At 66.2% G+C, this 25,261-nt stretch carries 18 protein-coding genes; 12 read left to right on the top strand and 6 right to left on the bottom strand.

All coding sequences use genetic code 11. From position 1 onward, the window contains the following. Window positions 1-67: 67 nt before the first annotated feature. From ACZK45_RS14140 to ACZK45_RS14105, 8 genes are all read left to right on the top strand, one after another. Window positions 68-1,105: a LacI family DNA-binding transcriptional regulator gene (locus tag ACZK45_RS14140; protein ID WP_032129774.1), complete on the top strand. Its 1,038-nt coding sequence runs from the start codon at window positions 68-70 to the stop codon at window positions 1,103-1,105. Between the two features lie 76 nt (window positions 1,106-1,181). Beyond that, complete coding sequence (locus tag ACZK45_RS14135; RefSeq protein ID WP_049401101.1) at window positions 1,182-4,268, top strand: TonB-dependent receptor; 3,087 nt, start codon at window positions 1,182-1,184, stop codon at window positions 4,266-4,268. A 250-nt stretch (window positions 4,269-4,518) separates the two neighbouring features. Further along, on the top strand, window positions 4,519-6,123 hold the full coding sequence (locus tag ACZK45_RS14130) for a glucoamylase family protein (RefSeq protein WP_032129772.1): 1,605 nt from the start codon (window positions 4,519-4,521) through the stop codon (window positions 6,121-6,123). A 4-nt stretch (window positions 6,124-6,127) separates the two neighbouring features. After that, entirely contained in the window at window positions 6,128-7,468 is a 1,341-nt protein-coding gene (locus tag ACZK45_RS14125) for a sugar ABC transporter substrate-binding protein (protein ID WP_032129771.1), read from the top strand. Next, complete coding sequence (locus ACZK45_RS14120; RefSeq protein ID WP_032129770.1) at window positions 7,465-8,346, top strand: carbohydrate ABC transporter permease; 882 nt, start codon at window positions 7,465-7,467, stop codon at window positions 8,344-8,346. Before ACZK45_RS14125 ends, ACZK45_RS14120 begins: the two co-directional genes overlap by 4 nt. Next, a complete protein-coding gene (locus ACZK45_RS14115) occupies window positions 8,343-9,179 on the top strand; it encodes a carbohydrate ABC transporter permease (RefSeq protein WP_006378064.1) in 837 nt (278 codons plus the stop codon). The genes ACZK45_RS14120 and ACZK45_RS14115 overlap by 4 nt, the downstream gene beginning before the upstream one ends. Then, window positions 9,176-12,343 (top strand): discoidin domain-containing protein, encoded by a 3,168-nt coding sequence (locus tag ACZK45_RS14110; protein ID WP_125894423.1) that lies wholly within the window; start codon window positions 9,176-9,178, stop codon window positions 12,341-12,343. Before ACZK45_RS14115 ends, ACZK45_RS14110 begins: the two co-directional genes overlap by 4 nt. Before the next feature lie 2 nt (window positions 12,344-12,345). Continuing rightward, complete coding sequence (locus tag ACZK45_RS14105; protein WP_478444852.1) at window positions 12,346-13,233, top strand: endonuclease/exonuclease/phosphatase family protein; 888 nt, start codon at window positions 12,346-12,348, stop codon at window positions 13,231-13,233. 285 nt (window positions 13,234-13,518) lie between these two features. Here the strand turns inward: ACZK45_RS14105 and ACZK45_RS14100 are convergent, their stop codons facing one another. Beyond that, the gene (locus ACZK45_RS14100; protein WP_478444851.1) at window positions 13,519-16,800 is read right to left on the bottom strand and encodes an Rne/Rng family ribonuclease; all 3,282 of its coding nucleotides are present in this window, start codon (window positions 16,798-16,800) and stop codon (window positions 13,519-13,521) included. A 407-nt stretch (window positions 16,801-17,207) separates the two neighbouring features. Between ACZK45_RS14100 and ACZK45_RS14095 the strand changes: the two genes are divergently transcribed. After that, window positions 17,208-18,182 (top strand): RluA family pseudouridine synthase, encoded by a 975-nt coding sequence (locus ACZK45_RS14095; RefSeq protein WP_049401092.1) that lies wholly within the window; start codon window positions 17,208-17,210, stop codon window positions 18,180-18,182. A gap of 549 nt (window positions 18,183-18,731) precedes the next feature. Here the strand turns inward: ACZK45_RS14095 and zupT are convergent. The 3 genes from zupT to ACZK45_RS14080 all read right to left on the bottom strand — a co-directional run bounded on the left by zupT (window position 18,732) and on the right by ACZK45_RS14080 (window position 20,403). Then, window positions 18,732-19,541, bottom strand: coding sequence for a zinc transporter ZupT (zupT, locus tag ACZK45_RS14090; RefSeq protein WP_049399991.1), 810 nt, complete (start codon window positions 19,539-19,541; stop codon window positions 18,732-18,734). Between the two features lie 98 nt (window positions 19,542-19,639). After that, a complete protein-coding gene (locus ACZK45_RS14085; protein WP_032129663.1) occupies window positions 19,640-20,056 on the bottom strand; it encodes an energy transducer TonB in 417 nt (138 codons plus the stop codon). After that, window positions 20,053-20,403 carry a 4a-hydroxytetrahydrobiopterin dehydratase gene (locus ACZK45_RS14080; protein WP_006456031.1) on the bottom strand — a complete coding sequence of 117 codons (351 nt, stop codon included), beginning with the start codon at window positions 20,401-20,403 and terminating at the stop codon, window positions 20,053-20,055. Before ACZK45_RS14080 ends, ACZK45_RS14085 begins: the two co-directional genes overlap by 4 nt. Window positions 20,404-20,493: 90 nt before the next feature. Between ACZK45_RS14080 and ACZK45_RS14075 the strand changes: the two genes are divergently transcribed. Both ACZK45_RS14075 and ACZK45_RS14070 read left to right on the top strand, forming a co-directional pair. Then, entirely contained in the window at window positions 20,494-21,093 is a 600-nt protein-coding gene (locus ACZK45_RS14075; RefSeq protein WP_032129662.1) for an NfuA family Fe-S biogenesis protein, read from the top strand. Between the two features lie 10 nt (window positions 21,094-21,103). Further along, the gene (locus ACZK45_RS14070; RefSeq protein ID WP_478444850.1) at window positions 21,104-22,870 is read left to right on the top strand and encodes a hypothetical protein; all 1,767 of its coding nucleotides are present in this window, start codon (window positions 21,104-21,106) and stop codon (window positions 22,868-22,870) included. 625 nt (window positions 22,871-23,495) lie between these two features. Here the strand turns inward: ACZK45_RS14070 and ACZK45_RS14065 are convergent. Together ACZK45_RS14065 and ACZK45_RS14060 are read right to left on the bottom strand one after the other, a co-directional pair. After that, a complete protein-coding gene (locus ACZK45_RS14065) occupies window positions 23,496-23,909 on the bottom strand; it encodes a barstar family protein (protein WP_032129660.1) in 414 nt (137 codons plus the stop codon). Further along, window positions 23,909-24,367, bottom strand: a complete 459-nt coding sequence (locus ACZK45_RS14060; RefSeq protein ID WP_049398780.1) for a guanyl-specific ribonuclease — start codon at window positions 24,365-24,367, stop codon at window positions 23,909-23,911. The genes ACZK45_RS14065 and ACZK45_RS14060 overlap by 1 nt, the downstream gene beginning before the upstream one ends. Window positions 24,368-24,586: 219 nt before the next feature. On the opposite strand from ACZK45_RS14060, the gene ACZK45_RS14055 reads away from it, so the two are divergent. Further along, window positions 24,587-25,198 carry a superoxide dismutase gene (locus ACZK45_RS14055; protein ID WP_005410310.1) on the top strand — a complete coding sequence of 204 codons (612 nt, stop codon included), beginning with the start codon at window positions 24,587-24,589 and terminating at the stop codon, window positions 25,196-25,198. Window positions 25,199-25,261: the final 63 nt, after the last annotated feature.

The raw sequence follows: 25,261 nt of genomic DNA, 5'->3' as shown, positions 1-25,261 counted from the left end.
TAACGGACTGTTTACAAGCCCAGATGGAAACGCTTACATTCCGCGCCAATGCTGGTAGGTCCAAGCCGTGGAGGGCGGCTTCGTGAACAAGGCAGCTATCACAATCAAAGACGTCGCTCGCGAAGCCCGGGTCTCCGTGGCCACGGTTTCCCGCGCGCTCAACGGGCATGAAAATGTCGCCGAACCGGTCCGCCAGCTTGTGCTGGAGGTGGCCGCACGGCTGCGTTACACCCCGCACGCCGCCGCCCGCAGCCTGAGCAGCCGCCGCACCAATACGGTGGGCGTGGTACTGCCTGACCTGTACGGCGAATTCTTCTCCGAACTGATGCGTGGCATCGACAATGTCGCCCGTAGCCGTCGCCAGCACCTGCTGGTGTCCAGCTACCACGGTGACCAGGAGCAGCAGGGCGCGGCCCTGCGCGCCATGCGCGGCCGCGTCGACGGCCTGCTGGTGCTCTCGCCCTATGCCGAGAGCCCCGGTTTCCTGACCGACAACCTGCCGCAGTCGTTGCCGACGGTGTTGATCAACACCTATCTGCCCGGGCAGGACCACCCGGTGCTGAGCATCGACGACCATGCCGGTGCGATGGCGATGACCCGCCATCTGCTTGACGCCGGCCACCGTCGCATCGCTTTCATTTCTGGCCCGGATCTCAACTTCGACGCGCGCGAGCGCCTGCGCGGCTTCCGTGACGCGCTGGCGGCTTTTGGCGGTGGCGCCGAGGGCATCGAGCTGCCCGGTGATTTCGACGAAGCTTCCGGCCATCGCGCCGGTCAGGAGTTGCTGGCAGCCGGAGCGCTGCCTGATGCCGTGTTCGCCGCCAACGACATGATGGCCCTGGGATGCCTGTATGCATTCACGCAGGCCGGTGTCCGTGTTCCGACCGATGTCGCCCTGGCGGGTTTCGATGACATTCCACTGGCGCGTTTCGTCCACCCGTCGCTGACCACCATGCAGGTCAGCATCGCCGAGCTCGGCGACCGGGCCATGACGCGCCTGCTGCAGCTGATGGACGGCACCTCCACGGACGGGACAGGGGACAAGCAGACCCTGGTTCCCCGCTTGATAGTTCGCGATTCCACCACTCCGCCATCGGGCCATTGAAGCCAGAGGCGTTCCTTCTTTTTTGATTGATCGCAGGGACCGCGCAAGCGGTTACCGCCACCCGGAGATTGAGTTGATGATGCACACCACCTTCCGCACGCCGGCACGCCGGCTGCTGAGCACCGCACTGGTCAGCTGCCTGATGCTGGCCGCCGCTCCGAACGTCATGGCGCAGTCGGCCAATGCCAGCCTGCGCGGCCAGGTTTCCGGCGCCCAGGCCGGCGCCGAAGTGACCGCCACCAACCTGGCCACAGGCACCGTCCGTCGCGGCACCGTCCGTGCCGATGGCAGCTACTCGCTGATGGGCCTGGACCCGGGCACCTATGACGTGGTCGCCAACGGCCAGTCGCAGAAGGTCACCGTCACTGTGGCCTCGACTGCTACCCTGAACTTCGCCGGTGCCGCCAGCAGCACCCCGGGTTCGACCGCGGCCACCAACCTGGACACCGTCAACGTTGTCGCACCGACCCTGCTGCAGGAAGTGCGCACGTCCGAAGTCGGCAAGACCGTCAGCCTGCAGCAGATCCAGACCACGCCGCAGGTCTCGCGCAACTTCCTGGAGTTCGCCGACGCGGTGCCGGGCATGATCTTCACCCGCGATGCCAAGGGCAACACCTCGCTGCGTGGCGGTGCCACCAACTCCGACGGCACCAACGTCTATATCGATGGTGTGGGCCAGAAGAGCTACGTGAAGGGTGGCGGCATCTCCGGCCAGTCCGGCAGTGCGGGCAACCCGTTCCCGCAGCTGGCCATCGGTGAGTACAAGGTCATCACCGGCAACTACAAGGCCGAGTACGGCCAGGTGTCCAGCGCCGCGATCACGGCTGCGACCAAGTCGGGTACCAACGAGTTCAAGGGTGAGACCTTCTACCGTTATACCAACGAAAGCATGCGTGCGATGACCCCGGCCGAACGCCAGCCGGGCAAGAGCAAGGAAGACTCGGCCGAGAAGGAATACGGCTTCGCGCTGGGTGGCCCGATCATCAAGGACAAGGCCCATTTCTTCGTCACCTACGAAGCCAAGCGCTTCGATCTGCCGGTGACCATCGCGCCGGACGGTGCCGTCACTCCGTCGGCCGCCAATCTGCCCGCCGATGGTCTCGCAGGTCTCGGCCCGGCCAGCCAGCCGTTCCAGCAGGACCTGATCTTCGCCAAGATCGACTTCGAGCCGACTGACAACGATCGCATCGAACTGACCTTCCAGGACCGCGACGAAACCCAGCAGCAGTTCAGTGGCCAGACCGCGAAGGTACACGGCAAGGTCGTGGACAACACCGACCGCCGTTATGCGCTGCGCTGGAACCACAGCGGTGAGCGTTTCTACAACGAGTTGATGGTGACCCACGAGGAGGCCTTCAACAATCCGCTGCCGTTGACCATGGGCAACGGCATCATCTACACCGCACCGGATTTCGGCGACTCGGACGCCAACCGCCCGCAGGAGAAGACACTCGTCCAGGTTGGCGCGGCTGATGCCTTCGCCTCGCAGGTGAAGGGCCAGAAGGGCTGGGCGATCGAGGACAACCTGACCCTGGACGGCCTGCAGTGGGCGGGCGACCACACCATCAAGATGGGCGCCAAGTACAAGCAGATCGACCTGTACGCTTCCGACGCGGCGCAGATCAACCCTCAGTTCTCCTACACCATCGACAACCCGGCGTTCCCCTCGAGCACGCCGTATAAGGCGCAGTTCACCAAGGCCAGCACCGGCGTCACCGGCGTGCAGTCCGAAGTGCGCGCCAAGGTCAAGCAGATCGGCTTGTTCATCCAGGACGACTGGCAGGTCAATGACCACCTGCAGCTGAATATCGGCCTGCGCTGGGACTACGAAAAGAACCCGGTCTACACCGATTTCGTGACCCCGCCGGAGGTCGTGAAGGCCCTGTTCTCGCAGGATCCGAACGCGCCGGCGGGCGTGTCCCAGACCTATGCGCAGACGCTGGCGCTCAGCGGGCTGAACGTCAACGACTACATCAGCACCGGCCACAACCGCAAGAACTTCAAGAACGCCTGGCAGCCGCGCCTGGGCTTCTCGTATGACGTCAATGCCGACGAACGGCACGTGTTCCATGGTGGCGCCGGCCGTTCCTATGACCGCGACCTGTTCGACAACCTGGCACTGGAAACCACCAAGCTGGCACTGCCGCAGCCGACCGTTTACTTCCGCAACCCGGCCACCGGCAACTGCATGTACGGCCAGACTCCGTGCTTTGACTGGAACCCGAACCTGATGAACGGCATCGAGAACGTGCAGGCACTGCTGGGTTCCACCAGCAATGAAGGCATGGAAGTCGATCTGCTGAACAACAACATGAAGGTGCCGTACGCCGACCAGTTCAGCCTGGGCATGAGCAACCAGTTCGGTGAGTGGCTGACCGACGCGACGATTTCTCGCACGCTGACCTATGATGGGTTCGCCTTCACCCTGGGCAACCGCTTCAACAACGGCAACTTCTTCGATAACCAGATGCTGTGTGGTGCCAAGGAGCCGACCTACGGCCAGCCGTGGAACTGCAACATTCCGGGCTTCGGCAGCCTGATCATCGGCCAGCAGGGCATCAAGACCCGTTCCACCCAGGTGCTGCTGTCGGCGCAGAAGCCGTACAGCAAGGAAAGCGGTTGGGGCACCTCGATCGCCTATACCTGGACCAACGCGCGTCACAACCGAAACATCAACGAGCATTACTCGTTCGATCGCGGCACCATCGGTGAGTACCCGACCATCAAGTCCAACGGCGCGCCGCGCCATCGCCTGGTGGTTACCGGCTCGTATGACGGCTTCTGGGGCATTACCTTTGGTGGCAAGCTGACCCTGGCCACGCCTACCCCGGGCAATGACTGGTCCTGCATCGCGCAGGCTGGCACTGCCAACTGCCTGCCGACTCCGGCCGCGGGTACTCCGGGTGGCAATGGCCGCTTCCTGCTCGGTGGCAAGATCTTCGGCTACCGCTCGCTGGACCTGCAGGCGACCAAGACCTTCAAGCTGGCCGGCGATACCGAGCTGTATGCGCGTATCGACATCATCAACGTGCTCAACTTCGACAACTTCTCGAACCTGAACTACGTGAAGAGCGATGGCAAGCTGCTGGTGAGCTACAACGAGACCGGCGATGTGATCGGTACCCCGCGTCAGGTGAAGGCCGAAGTGGGCTTCCGCTTCTAAGCGGATCCGCCTGAAGCAATACCCCGATGCCGCCGCTCCGCCGGCGGCATCGGCAGGAAGAAAAAAGCAATGGCCGGCCCTGTGCCGGTCCATTGCCCATGCCGCTGCCGGCCAGGGGGCAGCGGCATGGGCAATGATCGCGGTGTCAAACCACGTTTTTCGTGGTTTTTTAAGAACGCATCTTGTAAACGATTTCAGATCATTGGACGGTATGCTTTCCCATCGATCAGACCACCGGAGAAATCGCGCCATGCAGGCACGCCATCTGTTGTCCGCCGCAGCGTTGAGCCTGGCCGTGGCCGCCTGCCAGCCGGCCCAGCAGGAACCTGCCAAGCCGCGGCCGCCGGTGATCCTGATCGAGGCCGACGCACCGCCGCGGCCGATGAAGCCGGTGCTGCCGCCGCTGTTCGATGACATCGAGCGCCGTACCTTCCAGTTCTTCTGGGATACCACCAACGAGATCAACGGCCTGACCCCGGACCGCTATCCGTCGCGGCCGTTCGCCAGCATCGCCTCGGTCGGCTTTGCGCTGACCGCCTATCCGATCGGCATCGAGAACGGCTGGGTCAGCCGCAACCAGGCGATCGACCGCACCCTGACAACGCTGAAGTTCTTCCGCGACGTGCCGATGGGGCCGCAGCGCACCGGCAAGGCCGGCTACAAGGGCTTCTACTACCACTTCCTGGACATGCAGGAAGGGCGTCGCTACGACAGCTGGGTTGAACTGTCCTCGGTGGATACCGCGCTGCTGATGATGGGCGTGCTGTTCGCGCAGTCGTACTACGACGGTGACGATCCGCGCGAGAAGGAGATCCGCCAGATCGCCGACACGTTGTACAAGAAGGTCGACTGGCCGTGGCTGCAGCAGCGTGCGCCGCTGATCTCGATGGGCTGGTTCCCGGAGAGCGGCTTCATCGACCACGACTGGATGGGCTACAACGAGGCGATGATGGTCTACATCCTCGCCCTGGGTTCGCCGACGCACCCGGTCAGCCCGGATGCGTGGACGGTGTGGACGCGCACCTACGACAACGACTGGGGCGTCTACCAAGGCCAGGAATACCTGTCGTTCGGCCCGCTGTTCGGCCACCAGTACAGCCACGTCTGGATCGACTTCCGCGACATCCAGGACGCGTACATGCGCGAGCGCGGCAGCACCTACTTCCTCAACAGCCGCTCGGCTGCCCTGGCCCAGCGCGAGTACGCCATCGCCAACCCGATGCAGTGGAAGGACTATGGCGAGAACGTATGGGGCCTGACCGCCAGCGACGGCCCGCAGAACACCACCCAGGAGTACCGCGGCGAGCAGCGCCAGTTCCGCCACTACTCCTCGCGCGGCGCCGGCCTGCGCGAGAACTTCGATGACGGCACCATTGCCCCCACCGCCGCGATCGCCTCGGTGGTGTTCGCACCTGAGCAGGTGATCCCGGCCACGCTGGAAATGCACAAGCGCTACGGCGACTACATCTATTCCAGCTACGGTTTCCTGGATTCGTTCAACCCCAGCTTCAACTACGACATCCCGATCAAGACCGGCCGCCTGGTGCCGGATCGCGGCTGGGTCGCCAGCGATTACATCGCCATCGACCAAGGCCCGATCCTGACCATGATCGCCAACTACCGCGATGACTTCGTCTGGGAAGTGATGAAGAAGAACCCGTACATCCGCAAGGGCCTGGAACGGGCCGGGTTCAGCGGTGGCTGGCTGGCACCGGAAGGTTCGTTCCAGCCGCTGGAACTGCAGAAAGACGAAAAGGCCGCGGCGGCACGCGCGGTGGGTATCGCCGAATCACGCGCGGCTGCCGCGCAGGAACAGAAGAACAATGCCAACCGCAATACAGGCCAGGGCAAGTAACCCGATGCCGAACTGGATCGACCGCCTGCGCCGCTGGGCGCTGCCTGCCCTGGCCGTGTTGGCCGTGGCCGGCTGCGCCCGTACCGAACCGGGCACCACCACCGTGCGCTTCTGGGCGATGGGCCGTGAAGCCGAGGTGGTCAGCGAGCTGATCCATGAATTCGAGGCCGAGAATCCGGGCATCAAGGTGGATGTGCAGAACATTCCGTGGACCGCCGCGCACGAGAAGCTGCTGACCGCGTTCGCCGCGGACGGCCTGCCGGACGTGTGCCAGCTGGGCAACACCTGGGTGCCGGAGTTCGCCGAACTGGACGCGCTGACGCCGCTGCAGCCGTTCGTGCAGCGTTCGTCCGTGGTCGACCCGAAGGACTATTTCCAGGGCATCTGGGATACCAATGTGATCCACGGCGAACTGGTAGGCGTGCCGTGGTATGTCGATACCCGCCTGATCTACTACCGCAAGGACCTGCTGGCCAAGGCCGGCTACGACCACCCGCCGCGCACCTGGCAGGAGTGGGACGAGCAGATGGCGGCGATCAAGCGCATGCAGGGCCCGAACCGCTATGCGGTGCTGATGCCGATCAACGAGTTCGAGCAGCAGCTTTCGCTGGCACTGCAGCAGCCTGATCCGTTGCTGCGCGACGACGACACCCGCGGCAATTTCGCCAGCCCGGGCTTCCGTCGCACGCTGGCCTTCTACGCCAACATGTTCGAGCAGGGCTGGGCGCCGAAGATGTCCGAGACGCAGATCTCCAACGTCTGGGATGAGTTCTTCCGCGGCTTCAACGTGTTCTACATTTCCGGCCCGTGGAACATCCGTGAGTTCAAGAAGCTGCAGCCGAAGGAACTGGAAGGGCAGTGGGGTACGGCCGCGCTGCCGGGTCCGGACGGCCCGGGCGCCGGTATTGCCGGTGGTACCAGCCTGGTGATCTTCCGCAAGTCGCAGCAGAAGGAGGCGTCGTGGAAGCTGATCGAGTTCCTGTCGCGACCCGAAATCCAGGCGCGCTTCCATTCGATCATCGGCGACCTGCCGCCGCGCCGCAGTACCTGGAACGCGCCGTCGCTGGCCAACGATCCGCTGGCCGCTGCGTTCCGTGACCAGCTGGAGCGGGTCAAGCCGACACCGAAGGTGCTTGAGTGGGAGCGCATCGTGCAGGAAATGCGCATCGTCACCGAGAAGGTGGTGCGTGGTGGCCTGGCGCAGGACAAGGCCGTGGAAGAGCTGGACCAGCGCGTGGACAAGGTGCTGGCCAAGCGCCGCTGGATGCATGAACAACAACGCCTGCAGCAGCGCGTGCCGTCGCCGCAATCGAGCAGTGCCGTGGCCGCCGGGAGCGCGCAATGAAACGTACCTCGCTTGCCGGCTGGGTTTTCGCCGGTCCCTCGCTGATCGTGCTGGGCATGTTCTTCGGCCTGCCGGTCGCCTCGGCGCTGGCGCTGAGCGTGACCGATTTCGACCTGTATGCCTTGGCCGACAGCAGCAACCTGCGCTTCGTCGGCCTCGGCAACTACATCGATCTGCTGCAGACGCCGATGTTCTGGAAGTCGCTGTGGAACACCACCTACTTCGTGTTGATCGGCGTGCCGTTGTCGATCGGCGTGTCGCTGGGCGCAGCGATGCTGCTGAATGCACCTGCCGCGCGTTTCAAGGCGCTGTTCCGCACCGCGCTGTTCGCGCCGGTGGTGACCACACTGGTGGCAGTGGCGGTGATCTGGCGCTACCTGTTCCATACCAGCTACGGCCTGGTGAACTACGGCCTGGGCCACCTGGGCATCAGCCCGATCGACTGGCTGGGTGATCCCAACTGGGCGATGCCGACCATCATGCTGTTCGCAGTATGGAAGAACTTCGGCTACAACATGGTGATCTTCCTGGCCGGCCTGCAGGCCATCCCGCATGACCTGTACGAGGCCGCCCGCATCGACGGTGCCTCGCGCTGGAAGCAGTTCCTGCACATCACCCTGCCGATGCTCGGCCCGGTGCTGCTGGTGGTCGGCGTGATCACCGTGTCCGGCTACTTCCAGCTGTTCGCCGAACCGTATGTGATGACCCGCGGCGACCCACTGCAGAGCACCGTCAGCGTGCTGTATTTCATGTTCGAGGAAGGCTTCAAGTGGTGGAACCTGGGACGCGCCTCCGCGGTGGCGTTTCTGCTGTTCCTGATCATCCTGGCGGTGACCACCGTGATGCTGCGTTTCGGCCGCAAGAGGCAGTTGGTATGAGTCGTGAAATCGGCCAGTCGCGCTGGTACCCGTGGTTGATCAATGGTGCGTTGCTGGTGCTGGCCCTGGTCAGCCTGGCACCGCTGCTGTGGATGCTCTCGGTTTCGTTCATGCCACAGGGCGAGGCGACCCATTTCCCGCCGCCGCTGCTGCCGTCCAGCATCACCACGCGCAACTACCATGAGTTGTTCGCGCGCACCGGCATGGGCGGCAACTTCGCCAACAGCCTGCTGGTGTCGGTCGGCATCACCCTGGGTTCGCTGCTGCTCAACACCATGGCCGGCTATGCCTTCGCCAAGCTGAACTTCGTCGGCCGCGAGCGCCTGTTCCAGGTGCTGATGGCGGCGCTGGTGATTCCGGCCCAGGTGGCGATGCTGCCGCTGTTCCTGTTGATGAAACAGCTCGGTCTGGTCAACAGTTTCGGCGGCGTGATCGTGCCGGCGCTGGCCAGCGTGTTCGGCATCTTCCTGGTGCGCCAGTACGCGCGTTCCATTCCTGACGAACTGCTGGAAGCGGCCCGCATCGACGGGGCAGGGGAGCTGCGGATCTTCTTCCAGATCGTGCTGCCGATGCTCAAGCCGGTGCTGGTGACCCTGGCGATCTTCACCTTCATGGGCGCATGGAACGATTTCATGTGGCCGTTGATCGTGTTGACCGACCAGGAGCACTACACTTTGCCGGTGGCGCTGGCCACCCTCTCGCGCGAGCACATCATGGACGTGGAAATGATGATGGCCGGCGCGGTGGTCACCGTGGTTCCGGTGCTGGCGCTGTTCCTGGTGCTGCAGCGGTACTACATCCAAGGTCTGTTGCTGGGGAGCGTCAAAGGATGAAGCGAGCGATCGCCGTTGGACTGGGCCTGTTGTGGACCTCCCTGGCGATCGCCGCACCACCGGCGCTGCCGGCACCGAAGGTGCTGGACGACTTCGACGACATCGCAGCCTGGAAGCTGGTGCTGTCCGACCAGGTCAGCGGATCGCTGCGACCGGTCAGCGGCGCCGGTGGTGGCCGCGCGCTGTGCCTGGACTATGACTTCCACGATGTCTCCGGTTACGTCGGCATCCGCCGCGCGCTGAACATCGACTACCCGGTCAATTACCGTTTCGGTTTCCAGCTGCGCGGTGATTCACCGGGCAACGACCTGCAGTTCAAGCTGATCGATGCCAGCGGCGACAACGTCTGGTGGGTCAATCGTCCCGGCTACAGTTTCCCCAAGGCGTGGACGCCGGTCGAGTATCGCCGTCGCCAGATCGACAAGGCGTGGGGGCCGTCTCCCGAGAAGGAGATGGCACGCAGCGCTGCGGTCGAGTTCACGATCTACAGCAAGGTCGGCGGCCGCGGCACGGTGTGCTTCGACAAGCTGACCCTGCAGGGCCTGCCAGTCCAGGATGACTCGGCGCTGGTGCCGTCGGTGATCGCCGATACCGCCACCGCGCTGCAGGACCGCATGATCGACGGCAAGAGCGATACGTTCTGGATCAGCGGTGGCGTCAAGCAGCAGACCATCAGCCTGGACCTGCACAAGAGCCGCGAGATCGGTGGTGCGGTGATCGACTGGCTGCCGAACCTGGAAGCCCGCCGCTACACCGTGCGCACCTCCGAGGATGGCCGCGACTGGCGCACCGTGCGCGAAGTCACCAGTGGTGCCGGTGGCCGCGACTGGCTGGCGCTGCCGGACACCGATGCGCGCTACGTGCGCTTCGATCTGCAGGACGGCCCGAACTGGCGCTACGGCATCCGCGACATCGCGCTCAAGCCGCTGGCCTTTGCTTCCACCCCGAACGCATTCCTGTCCTCGGTCGCCGCCGACCTGCCACGGGGCTCGCTGCCTCGTGCCTATGTGGGCGAGCAGCCGTACTGGACCCTGCTCGGCCTTGATGGTGGCCAGGAACAGGCATTGATCAGCGAGGATGGCGCACTGGAGCCGGCCAAGGGCAGCTTCAGCATCGAGCCGTTCATCCGCCTCGATGGCAAGCTTCTGGACTGGTCGAAGGTGGCCATCACCCAGTCGCTGCAGGATCACTACCTGCCGATCGCCAACGTCGACTGGGTGCATGAGAAGGTCGGCCTGGCAGTGACCAGCTTCGTGCAGGGTACGCCGGAGCGCGCGCAGCTGATCGGCCGCTACCGCCTGAGCAATCCGGACAAGGTCGCGCACGAGTACACCCTGGCGCTGGCGATCCGCCCGTGGCAGGTCAACCCGCCCACCCAGTTCCTCAACACCGTCGGTGGTTTCAGCCGCATCGATGCACTGGACGTGGGTGAGCAGCTGGTGCGGGTCAACGGTGAGCCGCGCATCTACCCGCTGCAGGTGCCGGACGCGCGCTTTGCCAGTACGTTCGACGGCAAGCTTGATGCGATGCATCTGGAAAGCGGCACGTACCCGGCGACCACAGCGGTGAAGGACAGCACCGGCATGGCGTCGGGTGCGCTGATGTACACGATCAAGCTGGAGCCCGGCCAGAGCCGTGAAGTGGCGGTGGTGCTGCCACAGACTGGTGGCTGGGCACCGCAGGCGCTGGACGTCGCCAAGGCGCAGGCGCAGGTGGCCGAGCAGTGGCGCAAGAAGCTGGGCGTGGTCTCGCTGCAGGTGCCGGCTGCGGGCCAGGCGCTGGTCGACACCCTGCGCACCGCGGTCGCGCACATGCTGATCTCGCGCGTCGGCCCACGCCTGCAGCCGGGCACGCGTTCGTATGCGCGCAGCTGGATCCGCGATGGCGCGATGATTTCCGAGGGCCTGCTGCGCATGGGCCGCAGCGACGCCGTGCGTGACTACATCAACTGGTATGCCCCCTACCAGTTCGAGAACGGCAAGGTGCCGTGCTGCGTCGATGCCCGCGGCAGCGACCCGGTGCCGGAGAACGACAGCCATGGCGAGTTGATCTACAGCATCGCCGAGTACGGGCGCTACACCGGCGACAGCACTTTCACCGAGCTGATGTGGCCGCATGTGCAGGGCGCCTACGGCTACATGGAGCAGCTGCGCGCCAGCGAGCGCACCGAGGAGAACCGGGCACGCAACCCGGCCTTCTACGGCATGATGCCGGCCTCGATCAGCCACGAAGGCTATTCGGCCAAGCCGATGCACTCGTACTGGGACAACTTCTGGGCACTGCGCGGCTACAAGGACGCGGCCCTGCTGGCGACCCAGCTGGGCAAGGTCGAGGCGATGCAGATCGCCGAATCGCGTGACCAGTTCCGTGATGACCTGCAGGCCTCGCTGCTGTCGGCGATGCAGCAGCACAACATCGACTACCTGCCGGGCTCGGCCGAGCTGGGTGACTTCGACGCGACGTCGACGACCATCGCACTGGCCCCGGGCGGCGAACAGGGCAGGTTGCCGCAGCAGGCGCTGGAGGCGACCTTCGAACGCTACTGGAACGAGTTCGTTGCCCGTCGCGACGGCAAGCGCGAGTGGAAGGACTACACCCCGTACGAGTGGCGCAACGTGGCCGCGTTCGTGCGCCTGGGCTGGCGCGATCGCGCTTGGCAGGCCACCGAGTTCTTCTTCAAGGACCGCGCACCGCAGGCCTGGAACCAGTGGGCCGAAGTGGTTTCGCGCACGCCGCGCAGGCCGTTCTTCGTCGGTGACCTGCCGCATGCCTGGGTGGCCTCGGACTTCGTGCGCTCGGCCTTGGATATGTTCGCCTACAACCGCGACATGGACGAGTCACTGGTGCTGGCCGCCGGCGTACCGACCGCGTGGTTGCAGGGCGAGGGCATCGCCGTGCAAGGCCTGCGCACGCCGCAGGGCCAGCTCAACTACCGCCTGCAGCGCAGCGACAAGCAGCTGGTGCTGGAGGTGCAGCCGGGCCTGGTGCCACCGGTGGGAGGCGTGGTGTTGCCGTGGCCATACGCCGGTGATCCGGGCGAGGCGAGTATCAACGGCGAAGCAGCCGAGTGGGTCAACAAGGAACTGCACGTGCACCAGCTGCCGGCGCGGGTTGAGATCGACGTACCGAGCGCAGTGCGCCGAGCCGAACGCAAGGGGCAGTAACGATGAAGCAACAGGGGGCAGGGGGGCGCACGTCGGTGCGTGCCCTGGGGCTGGCAATTGCATTGGCAGTGCCGGGCGCGGTGATGGCGGCCGAGCCGGCTGCCGCGAACGCGGCGCCCGATGTTGCCAGCGCAGCGGGCATGAGCATGGTCACCTTCAACCTGCATCATGACCGCGAAGACTGGCCGAGCCGGCGCCGCACCATCCTGGCCGAGCTCAAGCGCCTGCAGCCGGATGCGGTTGCCCTGCAGGAGGTGATCCAGCGCCGCAACGTGCGAAACCAGGCGCAATGGCTGGCCAGCCAACTCGGCTACAAGTACGTGTTCGTGTCCACCGATCCGGTCGGGGCACCCAAGCGCTACGGCAATGCACTGCTGACCCGGCGGCCGATCCTCGCCCAGGGGGATCATCTGCTGCTGCCGTTGGACGACTACCGCACCGTGGCTCACCTGCGCGTCGACGTCGACGGCACGCCGGTGAACGTCTACGCCACGCATCTGAACGAGCGCAGCGATGAGAGTGGGCAGCGCATCCGTCGCACCCAGGTCGAGGACCTGCTCCGCTTCATCACCACGACGTCGGCCGGTGCGCCGGTGGTGATCGCGGGCGACTTCAATGCGCTGGTGGATGCCGGCGACCTGAGCGAGCTGCGCAGCCACTACGGCGACAGCTACGGCAGCGTGCACGTCAACACCGACCTGTCCGGGGTCAGTACGCTCAACCGCCACTATTACCAGGCGCCTTCGCGGATCGACCACATCTTCTTCCAGCAGGACGAGATGGTCGCGCGTGAGGCGAAGCTGCTGTTCGACCAGCCCGATGACAGCGGACGCTGGGCCTCGGACCACTACGGCGTGTGGACCCGCCTGCAGTTCGCACCGAAGCCCTGACGGAGCAGGCTCCGGCAGGTGCCAACCTTGGTTGGCACGAACGTGTCCGCGTGCACTGAATCAACGGCGCCAACCAAGGTTGGCCTCTACCAAAGCTGTGACCGTGTGCGGGATGTGCCCTGGTAGGTGCCAACCTCGGTTGGCGCGTGCGTGTCCACGTGCACTCAATCAACGGCGCCAACCAAGGTTGGCTTCTACCAAAGCGAAGCCAGCGCCAAACGCACACACAAAAACGGCGGGGATCATTGATCCCCGCCGTTTCGTTTTCACGCGATCAAGGAGCGATCAGTTCGCCGGCGGCGTGCGCTTGGCGGCCTCTTCGTCTTCTTCATCGGTCTTGGCTTCTGCGGCCTGGGCCGCAGCGTCGGCATGGCCATCGGCGACCGGGTCGATCGACGGCGTCACCACCGCTTCGGCGACCGGGGCAGCGGTCTCGATCGGCGCGGCTTCCACCGCCACCAGAGCGACCGGCTGTTCGGCGGCCACGACGGGCTCGACGACCGGCTTGGCTTCAACCACCGGCGCGGCCTCAACGGCCACCGGCTTGGCTTCAACCACCGGCGCGGCCTCAACGGCCACCGGCTTGGCTTCAACCACCGGCGCGGCCTCAACGACCACCGGCTTGGCTTCAACCACCGGCGCAGCCTCGACCGCCGCCGGCTTCGCTTCGATCACCGGAGCGGCTTCAACCACCGGGGCGGCTTCAACCGCGACCGGCTTTGCTTCGATCATCGGCGCGGCAGTGGCTACCGGCTGGGCCGGGGTCGCGGCGTCGATGGCATCGAGCATGCTGGTCTGCACCGGCGAGGACACCGCTTCGGTCTTCGCAGCAGCTTCGACCGGGGCCTGCACTTCAGCCGCGACCGGGGCGGCGGCTTCGACCACAGCGCTGCTCACCACGGCAACCGGTGCGGCGGCAACAGCGGCGGCAGCACGGACCGGTTTCGCGGCATCGGCAGCGGCCGGTTCGGCTTCGTCATCGAAGTCGAACTCCGGCTGCGAACGGGCCGGCTGCGCAGCAGCGACCGGCGCAGTGCCGGCAGTGCTGTCGACGCTCGGCTCGGCGCCGTCGGCGTCGTCACCGTCGTCACCATCGTCCTGGTCATCGCCCAGAGCGTCGCTGCCGGCGGCGTTCTCGGCGCCACCGCGACGACGGCGACGGCCACCGCGACGGCCGCGACGACGGCGGGTCGCGCCTTCGCCGGTCTGCTCGCCATTGGCGTCGGTTGCAGCCTCTTCACCGGCAACCGCAACCACATCGGTCTCGCTGGCGGCGTTGGCAGTGGTGTCGACCGGTGCTGCGGCTTCGGCCGGAGCGGCGGCCACCGGAGCAACCGGCGCGGTCGCTTCCTGCGCGGTCACCGTACTGGCGGCGACCGCCGTGGCGGCCACGGCTGCAGCCGCGGTCACGGCTTCGGCCGGTGCTTCTGCGGCGTTGCGCTGCGGCTTCTCGGCCGGCTTGTCACCGTCCTGCTGCGGGCGCGGCTGCTTCGGCTGCTTCAGCTTCGGCTGCTGCGGGTTCTGGCCCTGCTGCTCGTTGCGCGGCTTGTTCTGCTGCTGCGGCTGCTGCTGGCCATCCTTCTGCTGCGGCTCCTTCTGCTTGCCCTGCTGCGGCTGCTGCTGGGCATTGCCGTTGTTACCGTTGCGGCCGTCCTTGCGCTGCTCACCGCGCTCCTTGCGGTTGCCGCCGTCCTTCTGCTGCTGCGCGTTGCCGTTGCCGCCGTTGCCACGATTGTCGTCGCGACGGTCCTTGCGGTCCTTGTTGCGATCCTTGTTGCGGTCCTTGCGGCCACCGTCCTGCTGCTGGCGGGCGACCGGGGCGGCCGGTGCCGGTGCCGGCGCCGGTTCGCCACCGAACACGCGCTTGAGCCAACCGATCACGCCGCCGCTCGGGGCCGCTGCAACCGGCGCTGCCACGACCGGGGCCGGTGCCGCTGCGGCCGGCTCCACTTCCTCGCGTACCGGGGCGGGGGAGGTGTGCTTGACCTGGGTCACCGCCGGCGGCGGGATGTTCAGCTGACCCTTGGTCAGCGCGTGCACCGGCAGCTTGCGCGGGGTGCCGCGCTGGTAGCTGGGCTTGTTACTCTCTTCACCCAGCTCGTTCTCACGCAGGCGGGTGACGGTGTAGTGCGGGGTGTGCAGCTGCTCGTCGGCGACGATCACGATCGGCGCCTCGTGGCGCTGCTCGATCTCACGCAGGGCGCTGCGCTTTTCGTTCAACAGGTAGTTGGCGATCTCCACCGGGGCCTGCACCAGCACCTGCCCGGTGTTCTCCTTCATCGCATGCTCTTCGGCGACGCGGATGATCGACAGCGACAGCGACTCGACGCTGCGCATGCGGCCGTGGCCGTCGCAACGCGGGCAGACGATCTGGCTGGACTCGCCCAGGCTCGGGCGCAGGCGCTGGCGGCTCATTTCCAACAGGCCGAAGCGCGAGATGCGGCCGACCTGCACGCGTGCACGGTCGTACTTCAGCGCGTTGGCCAGGCGGTTCTCGACCTCACGCTGGTGCTTGTTGGAGGCCATGTCGATGAAATCGATCACCACCAGGCCACCCAGGTCGCGCAGGCGCAGCTGGCGGGCCACTTCCTCGGCCGCTTCCAGGTTGGTCTGGAAGGCGGTGTCCTCGATGTCGCTGCCCTTGGTGGCGCGCGAGGAGTTGACGTCGACGGCGGTCAGCGCTTCGGTCTGGTCGACCACGATCGAGCCACCCGACGGCAGGCGTACGTTGCGCTCGTAGGCGCCCTCGATCTGCGACTCGATCTGGAAGCGGTTGAACAGCGGGATGTCGTCCTTGTAATGCTTGAGCTTGCGCAGGGTCTGCGGCATCACCTGCTGCATGAACTCCTTTGCGTGCTCGTACATCTCCTCGGTGTCCACCAGGATCTCGCCGATGTCGGCGCGCAGGTAGTCACGCAGGGCGCGCACGATCAGGCGCGATTCCTGGTAGATCAGGAAGGGGGCCGGCTTGCTCAGGGCCGCTTCGGCGATCGCGCGCCAGACGTTCAGCAGGTAGTCCAGATCCCACTGCAGCTCTTCGGCATCGCGGCCGACGCCGGCGGTGCGGATGATCACGCCCATGTCGTCGGGGATGTTCAGCTTGTCCAGGGCGTCCTTCAGGGCGGCCCGGTCTTCGCCTTCGATGCGACGGGAGACACCGCCCGCGCTGGGCGAGTTCGGCATCAGTACCATGTAGCGGCCGGCCAGCGAGATGAACGTGGTCAGGGCAGCGCCCTTGTTGCCGCGCTCTTCCTTGTCCACCTGGACAACGATTTCCTGGCCTTCCCTCAGCAGCTCGCGGATGCCGGCCTTGTTGTGGTCGACACCGGCCTGGAAGTAATCGCGGGAGATTTCCTTCAGCGGCAGGAAGCCATGGCGGCCGCCACCGTATTCAACGAAGGCCGCTTCCAGCGAGGGCTCGATGCGGAAGATCCGGCCCTTGTAGATGTTGGACTTCTTCTGTTCCTTCGACGGCTGCTCGATGTCGATGTCATACAACGACTGGCCATCCACGATGGCAACACGCAGCTCTTCAGCCTGCGTGGCGTTGATCAGCATTCGCTTCATTGTTGCGTTCCTCGCAAGCGGCTACCGCGCGGAACGCCATGGGGTTTCGCCTCTGGACACGGTTCGCCGCCCATTCGCGCAAGCGCGGGGAGGGCGGCTTGGGTTTCCAGCGCTACGACACCACGGCAGGCCGCGGGAGCGCTTCACTCTTATGGGTTTTGGGGTGTTACAGGCCGCAGGCAGCTGTCAGCCAGGCTGGAGCGCCACGCGGGACATGTTCAGCACGGTTGCGTGTCAGGCATCCGGCGATGGCCGGGAAGGCCGGTGAGCCGCTAACATGGCCGCCCCGCGGGCGGTGGTCGCGCACTGTGCCGGATTCGTCGGAAGCTGGGCTTCTGGCCCTGAGTAACTTCCAACGAAATCAATCCCTTATCTCGCCCCCCGAGTGTAACAGAATAAACAGCCTGATGACTGCCCAAGACCCCACCAAACCCGCTGGCGACAAGCCTTCCGTGCGCATGATCACCGTTCCCGCCGACCGTGCCGGCCAGCGCCTGGACAACTTCCTGCTCGGCCAGCTGAAGGGTGCCCCGCGCAGCCTGGTCTACAAGCTGGTGCGCAGCGGCCAGGTACGTGTGAATGGTGGCCGCGCCAAGGCCGAGCGCAAGCTGGAAGCCGGTGACGAGGTGCGTGTGCCACCGGTTCGTCTCACTGAAGAGGGAGACAAGGCCGGTCCGCCGGAGGCGTTCATGCGCCGCCTGGAGCAGGCCATCGTCTTTGAGGATGCCCGCCTGCTGGCCCTGAACAAGCCGACCGGCGTGGCCAGCCACGGCGGCAGCGGCATCAGTTTCGGTGCCATCGAGACCCTGCGCGCCCTGCGCCCAGGCCAGACCCTCGAGCTGGTCCACCGGTTGGATCGCGACACCTCGGGCCTGCTGATCGTGGCCAAGAAGCGCTCCGCGCTGAGCGAACTGCAGGCGCTGCTGCGTGAAGATCACGGCGCCGGCATCCGCAAGCGCTACCTGACCCTGCTGGCCGGGCGCATGCCGGACGGCGTGATGACGGTCGATGCGCCGCTGCACGTGGGCCTGCGCCAGGGCGGCGAGCGCCATGTGCAGGTCAATGCGATCGGCAAGGAATCGATCAGCCACTTCCGTGTGCTGGAGCGTCGCGGTGGTCATTCCTACTGCGAAGTCCGCATCGAGACCGGCCGTACCCACCAGATCCGCGTGCATGCCCAGCATCTGGGGCATCCGGTGGCCGGAGACGACAAATACGGCGATCCTGCGGTCAACAAGCGGCTTCGTGAGCAGATCGGGCTGAAGCGTCTGTTCCTGCACGCGGCCTCGCTGGAGTTCGCGCTGGACGACGGCAAGAGCCCGTACGTGCTGAACGCGCCGCTGGCCGATGAGCTGGTCGAGGCGCTGGACCGGCTGCGCTGACGGCGGTTCGGCGGCGCCGGGTGCTTGGTCGGCGCCGTCGCTTCCCTGCGATGAGTGGGCTTGTCACTTTCTTTGCTCGTGCAAAGAAAGTAACCAAAGAAACACGCCGCCATCCGCGAGCCGGCGCTGCGCGCCGGTGCCCTGCGCTCCTCGGTCCGCCGAGGGGCGGCGCGGAACTCGCTGCGCTCAGACACCCGCGCCTCTTCACCCTCGCCGGACCTGCGGTGCTCGGCTAGCTACAAGGCGGACCAGACAGCCGCAGCGTAGACCCATACCCGCACGTAGCCTTTGTAGAGTCGAGCGACGCTCGACTCGCGCGCGCAGCGCGGGCTTCGCTTTCTTATTCTTTCATCGCGTGGCTGGCACGCACAGAAAAATGACGGGGCACGGGCGGGGGCGGCTTGCAGGGGTGTCCGCCGCATGGATGCGGCGGCCAAGCCTCCATGGATGGATTCACGGCGTCCCCTGCAAGCCGCCCCCGCCCGTGACCTCTCGATGCTGCGGGACGTACCAGCCACGAGGGGGCTCAGCCCGTTGGCCGCAAACCCCTCACCACTTGAACAGCACCAGGCTGATCGCCAGCGTGCCCATGCCTGCCACCAGCCCGTACACCGTCTCGTGGCCCTTGGCATAGCGCTTGGCCGCCGGCAGCAGCTCGTCCAGCGCCAGGAACACCATCACGCCGGCGATCAGCCCGAACACCCAGCCGAAGGTGGCGTGCGACAGCGACCCGGACAGCAGCCAGTAGCCCAGCGCCGCGCCTACCGGTTCGGCCAGGCCTGACAGCAGGCTGGCGCTGAATGCATACAGCTTGTTCTGGGTGGCGAAGTACACCGGCACTGCAATCGCAATGCCCTCGGGGATGTTGTGGATGGCGATGGCGAAGGCCAGTGGCATGCCCACCGACGGGCTTTCCAGCGTCGCGAAGAAGGTTGCCAACCCTTCCGGGAAGTTGTGCGCGGTGATCGCGATCGAGGTCAGCAGGGCGACGCGCTTCAGATACTCGCGGCTGTTCTCGCGGAACGCCGGGTCCTGCTTGTCCAGGCTGTCATGCGGGTTGGGGATGAAGTGGTCGATCAGCACGATCACGATCACGCCCAGCAGGAAGGCCAGGGTGCCGTAGGTGAAGCCGGTGCGCTCGCCATAGGCCAGTGCGAACGAGGCAATGGACTTGTTGAGGATCTCCGACAGCGACACATAGACCATCGCACCGCCGGCGAAGGCCAGGCCGAAGGCCAGCAGGCGCGGGTTGGGGCGGCGCGAGAACAGCACCAGCAGGCTGCCGATGGCGGTGGCCAGGCCGGCCGCGAGGGTGACCGCCAGTGCGATCCAGACATTTTCGGGGGGAATCTGCAGCATGTACCGACGCGGTCCTGGTCAACAGACAACCGCCCCGGATGAACCCGGGGCGGGGAGGGCGAGGCGGGCGTCGGCTGGCCTCGTCGGGGCGCGCGCGATCAGCCGCCGCGGCGCAGGCGTTCTTCGATGGCGAAGCACTGGTCCGGCTTCGGCTGCGGCGGGTTGAAGCTCACCGGCACCTGGATCGTGGCCGGCACCGGCTGGCCGTTGCGGGTGGCGGCATTGAACTGCCAGCCCTGCACGGCGGTCCTGGCCAGCTCGTCCAGCTGGGGGTTGCCGGCGCCGGTCAGCAGAGCCACTTCGCTCGGCTTGCCATCGGTGCCGATGGTCACCTTGAAGGTGCTGGTGCCGCCCACACCCATGCAGGCCAGCTCAAGCGGGTACTGCGGCGGCGGTGTCTTCACCGCAGCCACTTCGGTGGGCGGCGGCGGTGGTGGTGCCGCTGGTTCGGACGCGCCACAGCCGGCCAGGCCGGTCGCAGCGATCAGGGACAGGCTCAGCAAACGTACGTTCATGGCAGTTGCTCCGTCAGGGCCGAAGTCTTCGCCGCACAGATGAAGTCGTTCTCGCTCAGGCCGCCCACATCGTGGGTGGAGAAGCGCACGACCGCGCGGTCGTAGTGCACGCCCAGGTCCGGATGGTGGTCCTCGCGATGGGCGATCCAGGCCAGCGCGTTCACGAAGGCCATGGTGGCGTAGTAATCCTTGAAGCGGAAGGTGCGCGACAGGGCCTGGCCGCCCTCGCTCAGCTCCCAGCCGGGAATCTGCGGCAGCAGTTCGGCCAGGCGGGCTTCGCCAAGCTTGTGATCGCTGCCTTTGCGCGGCACGCAACGGGCCTGGGCCAGTGGAATCAGGTCGGCCATGGGAATCTCCACCTCGTGTTGACTGAACAATGCGCCGGACGGTGTATAAACCGAATGAGCGGTTGACGCTTACTTGGCTAGAATAGCCTGATGATCCAGATCTCCGACACTGCCCAGACCCATTTCCGCAAGCTGATCGAACGCGAGGGCGTGCCCGGCATGGGCGTGCGCTTGAGTGCGGTCGAGCCCGGCACCCCGCGCGCCGATGCCCGGCTGGAGTTCGCCGAACCGACCGACCTGCTCGGTGACGAGTGGGCGGTGGACTGCGATGGCTTTACCCTCTACGTCGATGCGAGCAGCGTCGGCTGGCTCGATGGCGCCGAGATCGACATCGTCGCCGGCACCGCCGGTACCCAGCAGTTGACCATCAAGGCGCCGCGCATCAAGGGCGAGGCCCCCGGCGATGCCGCTTCGCTGGTCGAGCGCGTGCACTGGGTGGTGGAAAACGAAGTCAATCCGCAGCTGGCCTCGCATGGCGGCAAGGTGGCCGTGCAGGAAGTCTCGTCCGACGGCGTGGTGCTGCTTCGCTTCGGTGGTGGCTGCCAGGGCTGTGGCATGGCCGACGTGACGCTCAAGCAGGGCATCGAGAAGACCCTGATGGGCCGTGTGCCGGGCGTGACCGCCGTGCGCGACGCGACCGACCATGACAGCGGCCACGCGCCGTATATCCCGCGCGGCAACGTCGCCTGACCGCTGACGCGTGCCTCTGACCCGGGCCGAGCAACTCATCGAACTGCTGCTGGCCCGCCAGCAGCCACGCGCCGTCCTCGAGAAGTCCACGCGCCTGCCCTATGGCTGGGCGCTGTGGCTGCGCTCGCTGGGCCCGCTGCCGCGGCCGTTCCACGCCCGCGAAGTGATTGCGGTATTGCTGCCGCGCCCGCTGCCTGGGTCGCCGGGCCAATCATCCCGGCTGTCGCCGTGGCAGGCGCTGCGCCGGTTGTTCTGGCAGGACTGGGACGCTGCGCCGCGCGATCAGCGCTGGATGCGCTGGACCTCGGCGTTGGCCAGCGCGCTGCTGCACCTGCTGTTCTTCATGCTGCTGCTGTGGGTTGCGGTGATCCGCACCACGGCACCGGAAGCAGAGGGCGCCGAAGGCGAGCGCATGCAGGTGGAATTCGTCGGCCGCGCCTCCCAGGAGGGCGGAGGCGATCAGCCGGGTGCCGAGGCGGCTGCGGCTGCACCGGCTGGCCAGGTTGCCGCCGGCCAGGCAGCAGGGGCCGCGACTGCACCTGAGCCGCGTCCTGCGGCCGCGTCGGCGCCTGCGCCTGCACCGGCTCCAGCACCGACAGTCAGCGCGCCGTCGCCGCCGGCCGAAGCCGAGCCGGCCCCGCTTGCGGCCCCGCCACCGTCGCCGGTGCAGGCCACCGAAGTGGCGCAGGCCAGCACGGATTTCGTGGTGCCGCCGGTCAGCGTGCCGCGCACCGAGGTCAGCATCGTGCCGCGTGACACCACGCCCACGGTGCGCGAGCGCAGCGTGCAGCCGGTGCAGGCGCCGCCAACCCCAACCGTGATGCGTGCGCCGCAGATCGCGGTGCGGACGCCGCAGCTGCGTGACATCCCGGTGCAGGAGCGCGAAGTCAGTACGGTCGATGCACCGGCGGTGTCGCAGCCACTGCGCACGGCCGATGTGCAGGTGCGCGTGCCGCAGCGGGACGTACAGGTGCGCGAGCGTGAAGTGCAGGCGGTGGTCGATCCGCAGGTGCGGATGGCGACCGTCGCCGGTCGTGAACCGGCAGTGCATGCGCCGGCGGGTCGTGACGTACAGGTGCGCGAGCGCGAAGTAGCCTCGGCACCGGCGGCAGCCCCTTCGTCTTCCAGTGGCAATGCACCCGCGGCAACGCCCGCGCCGGCAGCCAATGGCAGCGCGACGCAGGCGAGCAGCAGCGCTGCGCGGCCTGCTGCATCCAGCACGACCCCGGCCCAGGCTGGAGCGCGCCCGGCCCCCAATCCGGGCAACTGGGCCACGCCCGCCAAGGGCGATGACTGGGGGGCATCGAGCCGCAACCAGGACGGCGCCGACAAGGGCGCCCGCCAGGCCAGTACCAGCGGCAAGGGCAGTGGCCTGTTCAATGCCGATGGCAGCGTCCGCGTGCCGGGCCAGGAAGGCGAGGGGCGTGCCGAGCGCGGTGCGCCAGGTGGCGCCAACGACGGCTGGAGCAAGGAACGCATCGCGCAATCGGGCACCTGGTTGAAGCGACCGCCGTACGACTACACACCTACCTCGTTCGACAAGTACTGGGTGCCGCAGGAATCGCTGCTGGCCGAGTGGGTGCGCAAGGGCGTCAAGGCAATGGAGATTCCGTTGCCAGGTACCAGTACGAAGATCTCCTGCGTGATCTCGATCCTGCAGGCCGGCGGTGGCTGCGGACTGACCAATCCGAACATGCAGGACCAGCCAGCGGTGGCACGACCGCCGCCGGACATCCCCTTCAAGAAAGAGCTGCAGGAAGATAACGGGAGCCGCTAACGGCTCCCGTTGTCCACGCATGTTTCCTTATTCCCGCGCCGTTGGCGCGCCCCCTTGAACAACAAGGGGGCTTTTCGATGGACCCATCGCGGGATGTGACGGCCATGCTGGCGCGCTTTGGTAGGTGCCAACCTTGGTTGGCACAGAAGCGCCGACCAAGGTCGGCATCTACCAGGGCATCGACCTCACGCGCTCTGCGACAGAAACACCCAGAACGGCACGTCTCCGCCAACCTGCTGGCCGGCCCGCGCTTTGGTAGGTGCCAACCTTGGTTGGCACAGAAGCGCCGACCAAGGTCGGCATCTACCGGATGCACGTGCGCCGACCAAGGTCGGCCTCTACCTGGGTGGTGACCTCACGCGCTCTGCGACAGAAACATCCAGAACGGCACGTCTCCGCCAACCTGCTGGCCGGCTCGCACTTTGGTAGGTGCCAACCTTGGTTGGCACAGAAGCGCCGACCAAGGTCGGCCTCTACCTGGGTGGTGACCTCACGCGCTCTGCGACAGAAACACCCAGAACGGCACGTCTCCGCCAACCTGCTGGCCGGCCCGCGCTTTGGTAGGTGCCAACCTTGGTTGGCACAGAAGCGCCGACCAAGGTCGGCATCTACCACGGCATTGCGCTTACGCGCTCTGCGACAGGAACACCCAGAACGGCACGTCGCGGCCAACCCAGTCGCGGCTGGCTTCGTCCATCACGTCCAGCAACGTGTCGAAATCCTTCTGCGTGGAGGCGCGCAACGTGTCCACGTCGGCCAGGAACAGTGCGTAGCCGTTGGCCGGCAGCCACTGCAGGTCGCGCAGGTTGTCCGACAGCGCATCCCAGTTGCCGCCGAAGCCGGCAGGGAAATCCAGTTGCGCGGCCAGCCGGGCCAGCAGGGTGCGCTTGTCGGCCACGCCTTCCAGGTCGATGCGGATCACCTTCAGCCCGGCATCGCGCATCGCCGCGGCCAGTGCGCCGATGTCGTCGCTGTCGATGGCGTAAACGCCGGCATTGTTGATGTCATGCAGGCCGAGGCCGAAATCATCGTGGCTCATCACTGCGCTCCCTGGGCCGGTACGGTGAAGCTGCGGAACGATTCGTAGTGGTCGTCGGTGTAGTACCACGCCTCCGGCGGATCGCCGCCGGTGACGATGCGGCGAGCGCCACGGGTGCGCGCACCGGGGGTGTCGACGGTGTATTCGCGGTAGTAGCCGCGCGGGCGCTGCGGCAGCTGCTGCTCGCGGTTGCCGAAGGTGCTGCCGTCCTGGCGGTGCGGGAACGGGCCGCCACGCTGGATCAGGGCGATGGTCTGCCGGGCTTCAGCGGGCAGGAATGCGGGCAGGCCGCTGTCGTTGCCGGTTGCGGGCGTGGCCGTGGCCGGCGCGCGCGCGGCAGGCGCACCCTGCAGGTCCGGCGCGAACTGCGGCGCCGGCGGGCGCTGCATGAAATGGTTGGCGACCAGGCCGAGCAGCAGCAGGGCGATGGCGGTGATCAGCAGCCGGGGGTTGCGCATGGGCAGGGGCGGGCGAGGGTGGTGCGGGCACTGTAGCGCCTGTGCGCTGCACGGTGCATGAGGACGCCGTCGCGTCACTGCTGCGTAACAATTGCCGTCATGCTCACTGGCAGGACGCAATTTCCTTTACATCCCCCTTGGTAATCTGGCGGTCTGTCCCCATCATTCACCGCGCAACGCCCGACACCGTCGGGTGCCCTCGCAATCAGGAGATGCATCATGGCCTATACCCTGCCCAAGCTGTCCTACGCCTACGACGCGCTGGAACCGCATATCGATGCGGCGACGATGGAAATCCATCACACCAAGCATCACCAGACCTACATCAACAACGTCAACGCGGCGCTGGAAGGCACCGAGTACGCTGACCTGCCGGTCGAAGAACTGGTGAAGAAGCTCAAGTCGCTGCCGGAGAACCTGCAGGGTCCGGTGCGCAACAATGGTGGCGGCCATGCCAACCACTCGCTGTTCTGGACCGTGATGGCTCCGAATGCTGGCGGCAACCCGGTGGGCGACGTGGCCAAGGCCATCGACAAGGACCTGGGCGGCTTCGACAAGTTCAAGGACGCCTTCACCAAGGCGGCGCTGACCCGTTTCGGCAGCGGCTGGGCGTGGCTGAGCGTGACCCCGGACAAGAAGGTCGTGGTCGAGAGCACCGGCAACCAGGACAGCCCGCTGATGGAAGGCAACACCCCCATCCTCGGCCTGGACGTGTGGGAACACGCGTACTACCTGAAGTACCAGAACCGTCGTCCGGAATACATCGGCGCGTTCTTCAACGTCATCGACTGGAACGAAGTCGAGCGCCGTTACCAGGAAGCGATCGCCTGATCGCGGTAACGGGATGAACTGAGAAGGCCGGGGGAGACCCCGGCCTTTTCTGTTGCAGGAGTC

This window comes from Stenotrophomonas sp. 63632_Sma (assembly GCF_056482875.1).
The sequence above is the reverse complement of the archived record's forward strand: the minus strand, read 5'-3'. Positions and strand labels throughout refer to the sequence as shown.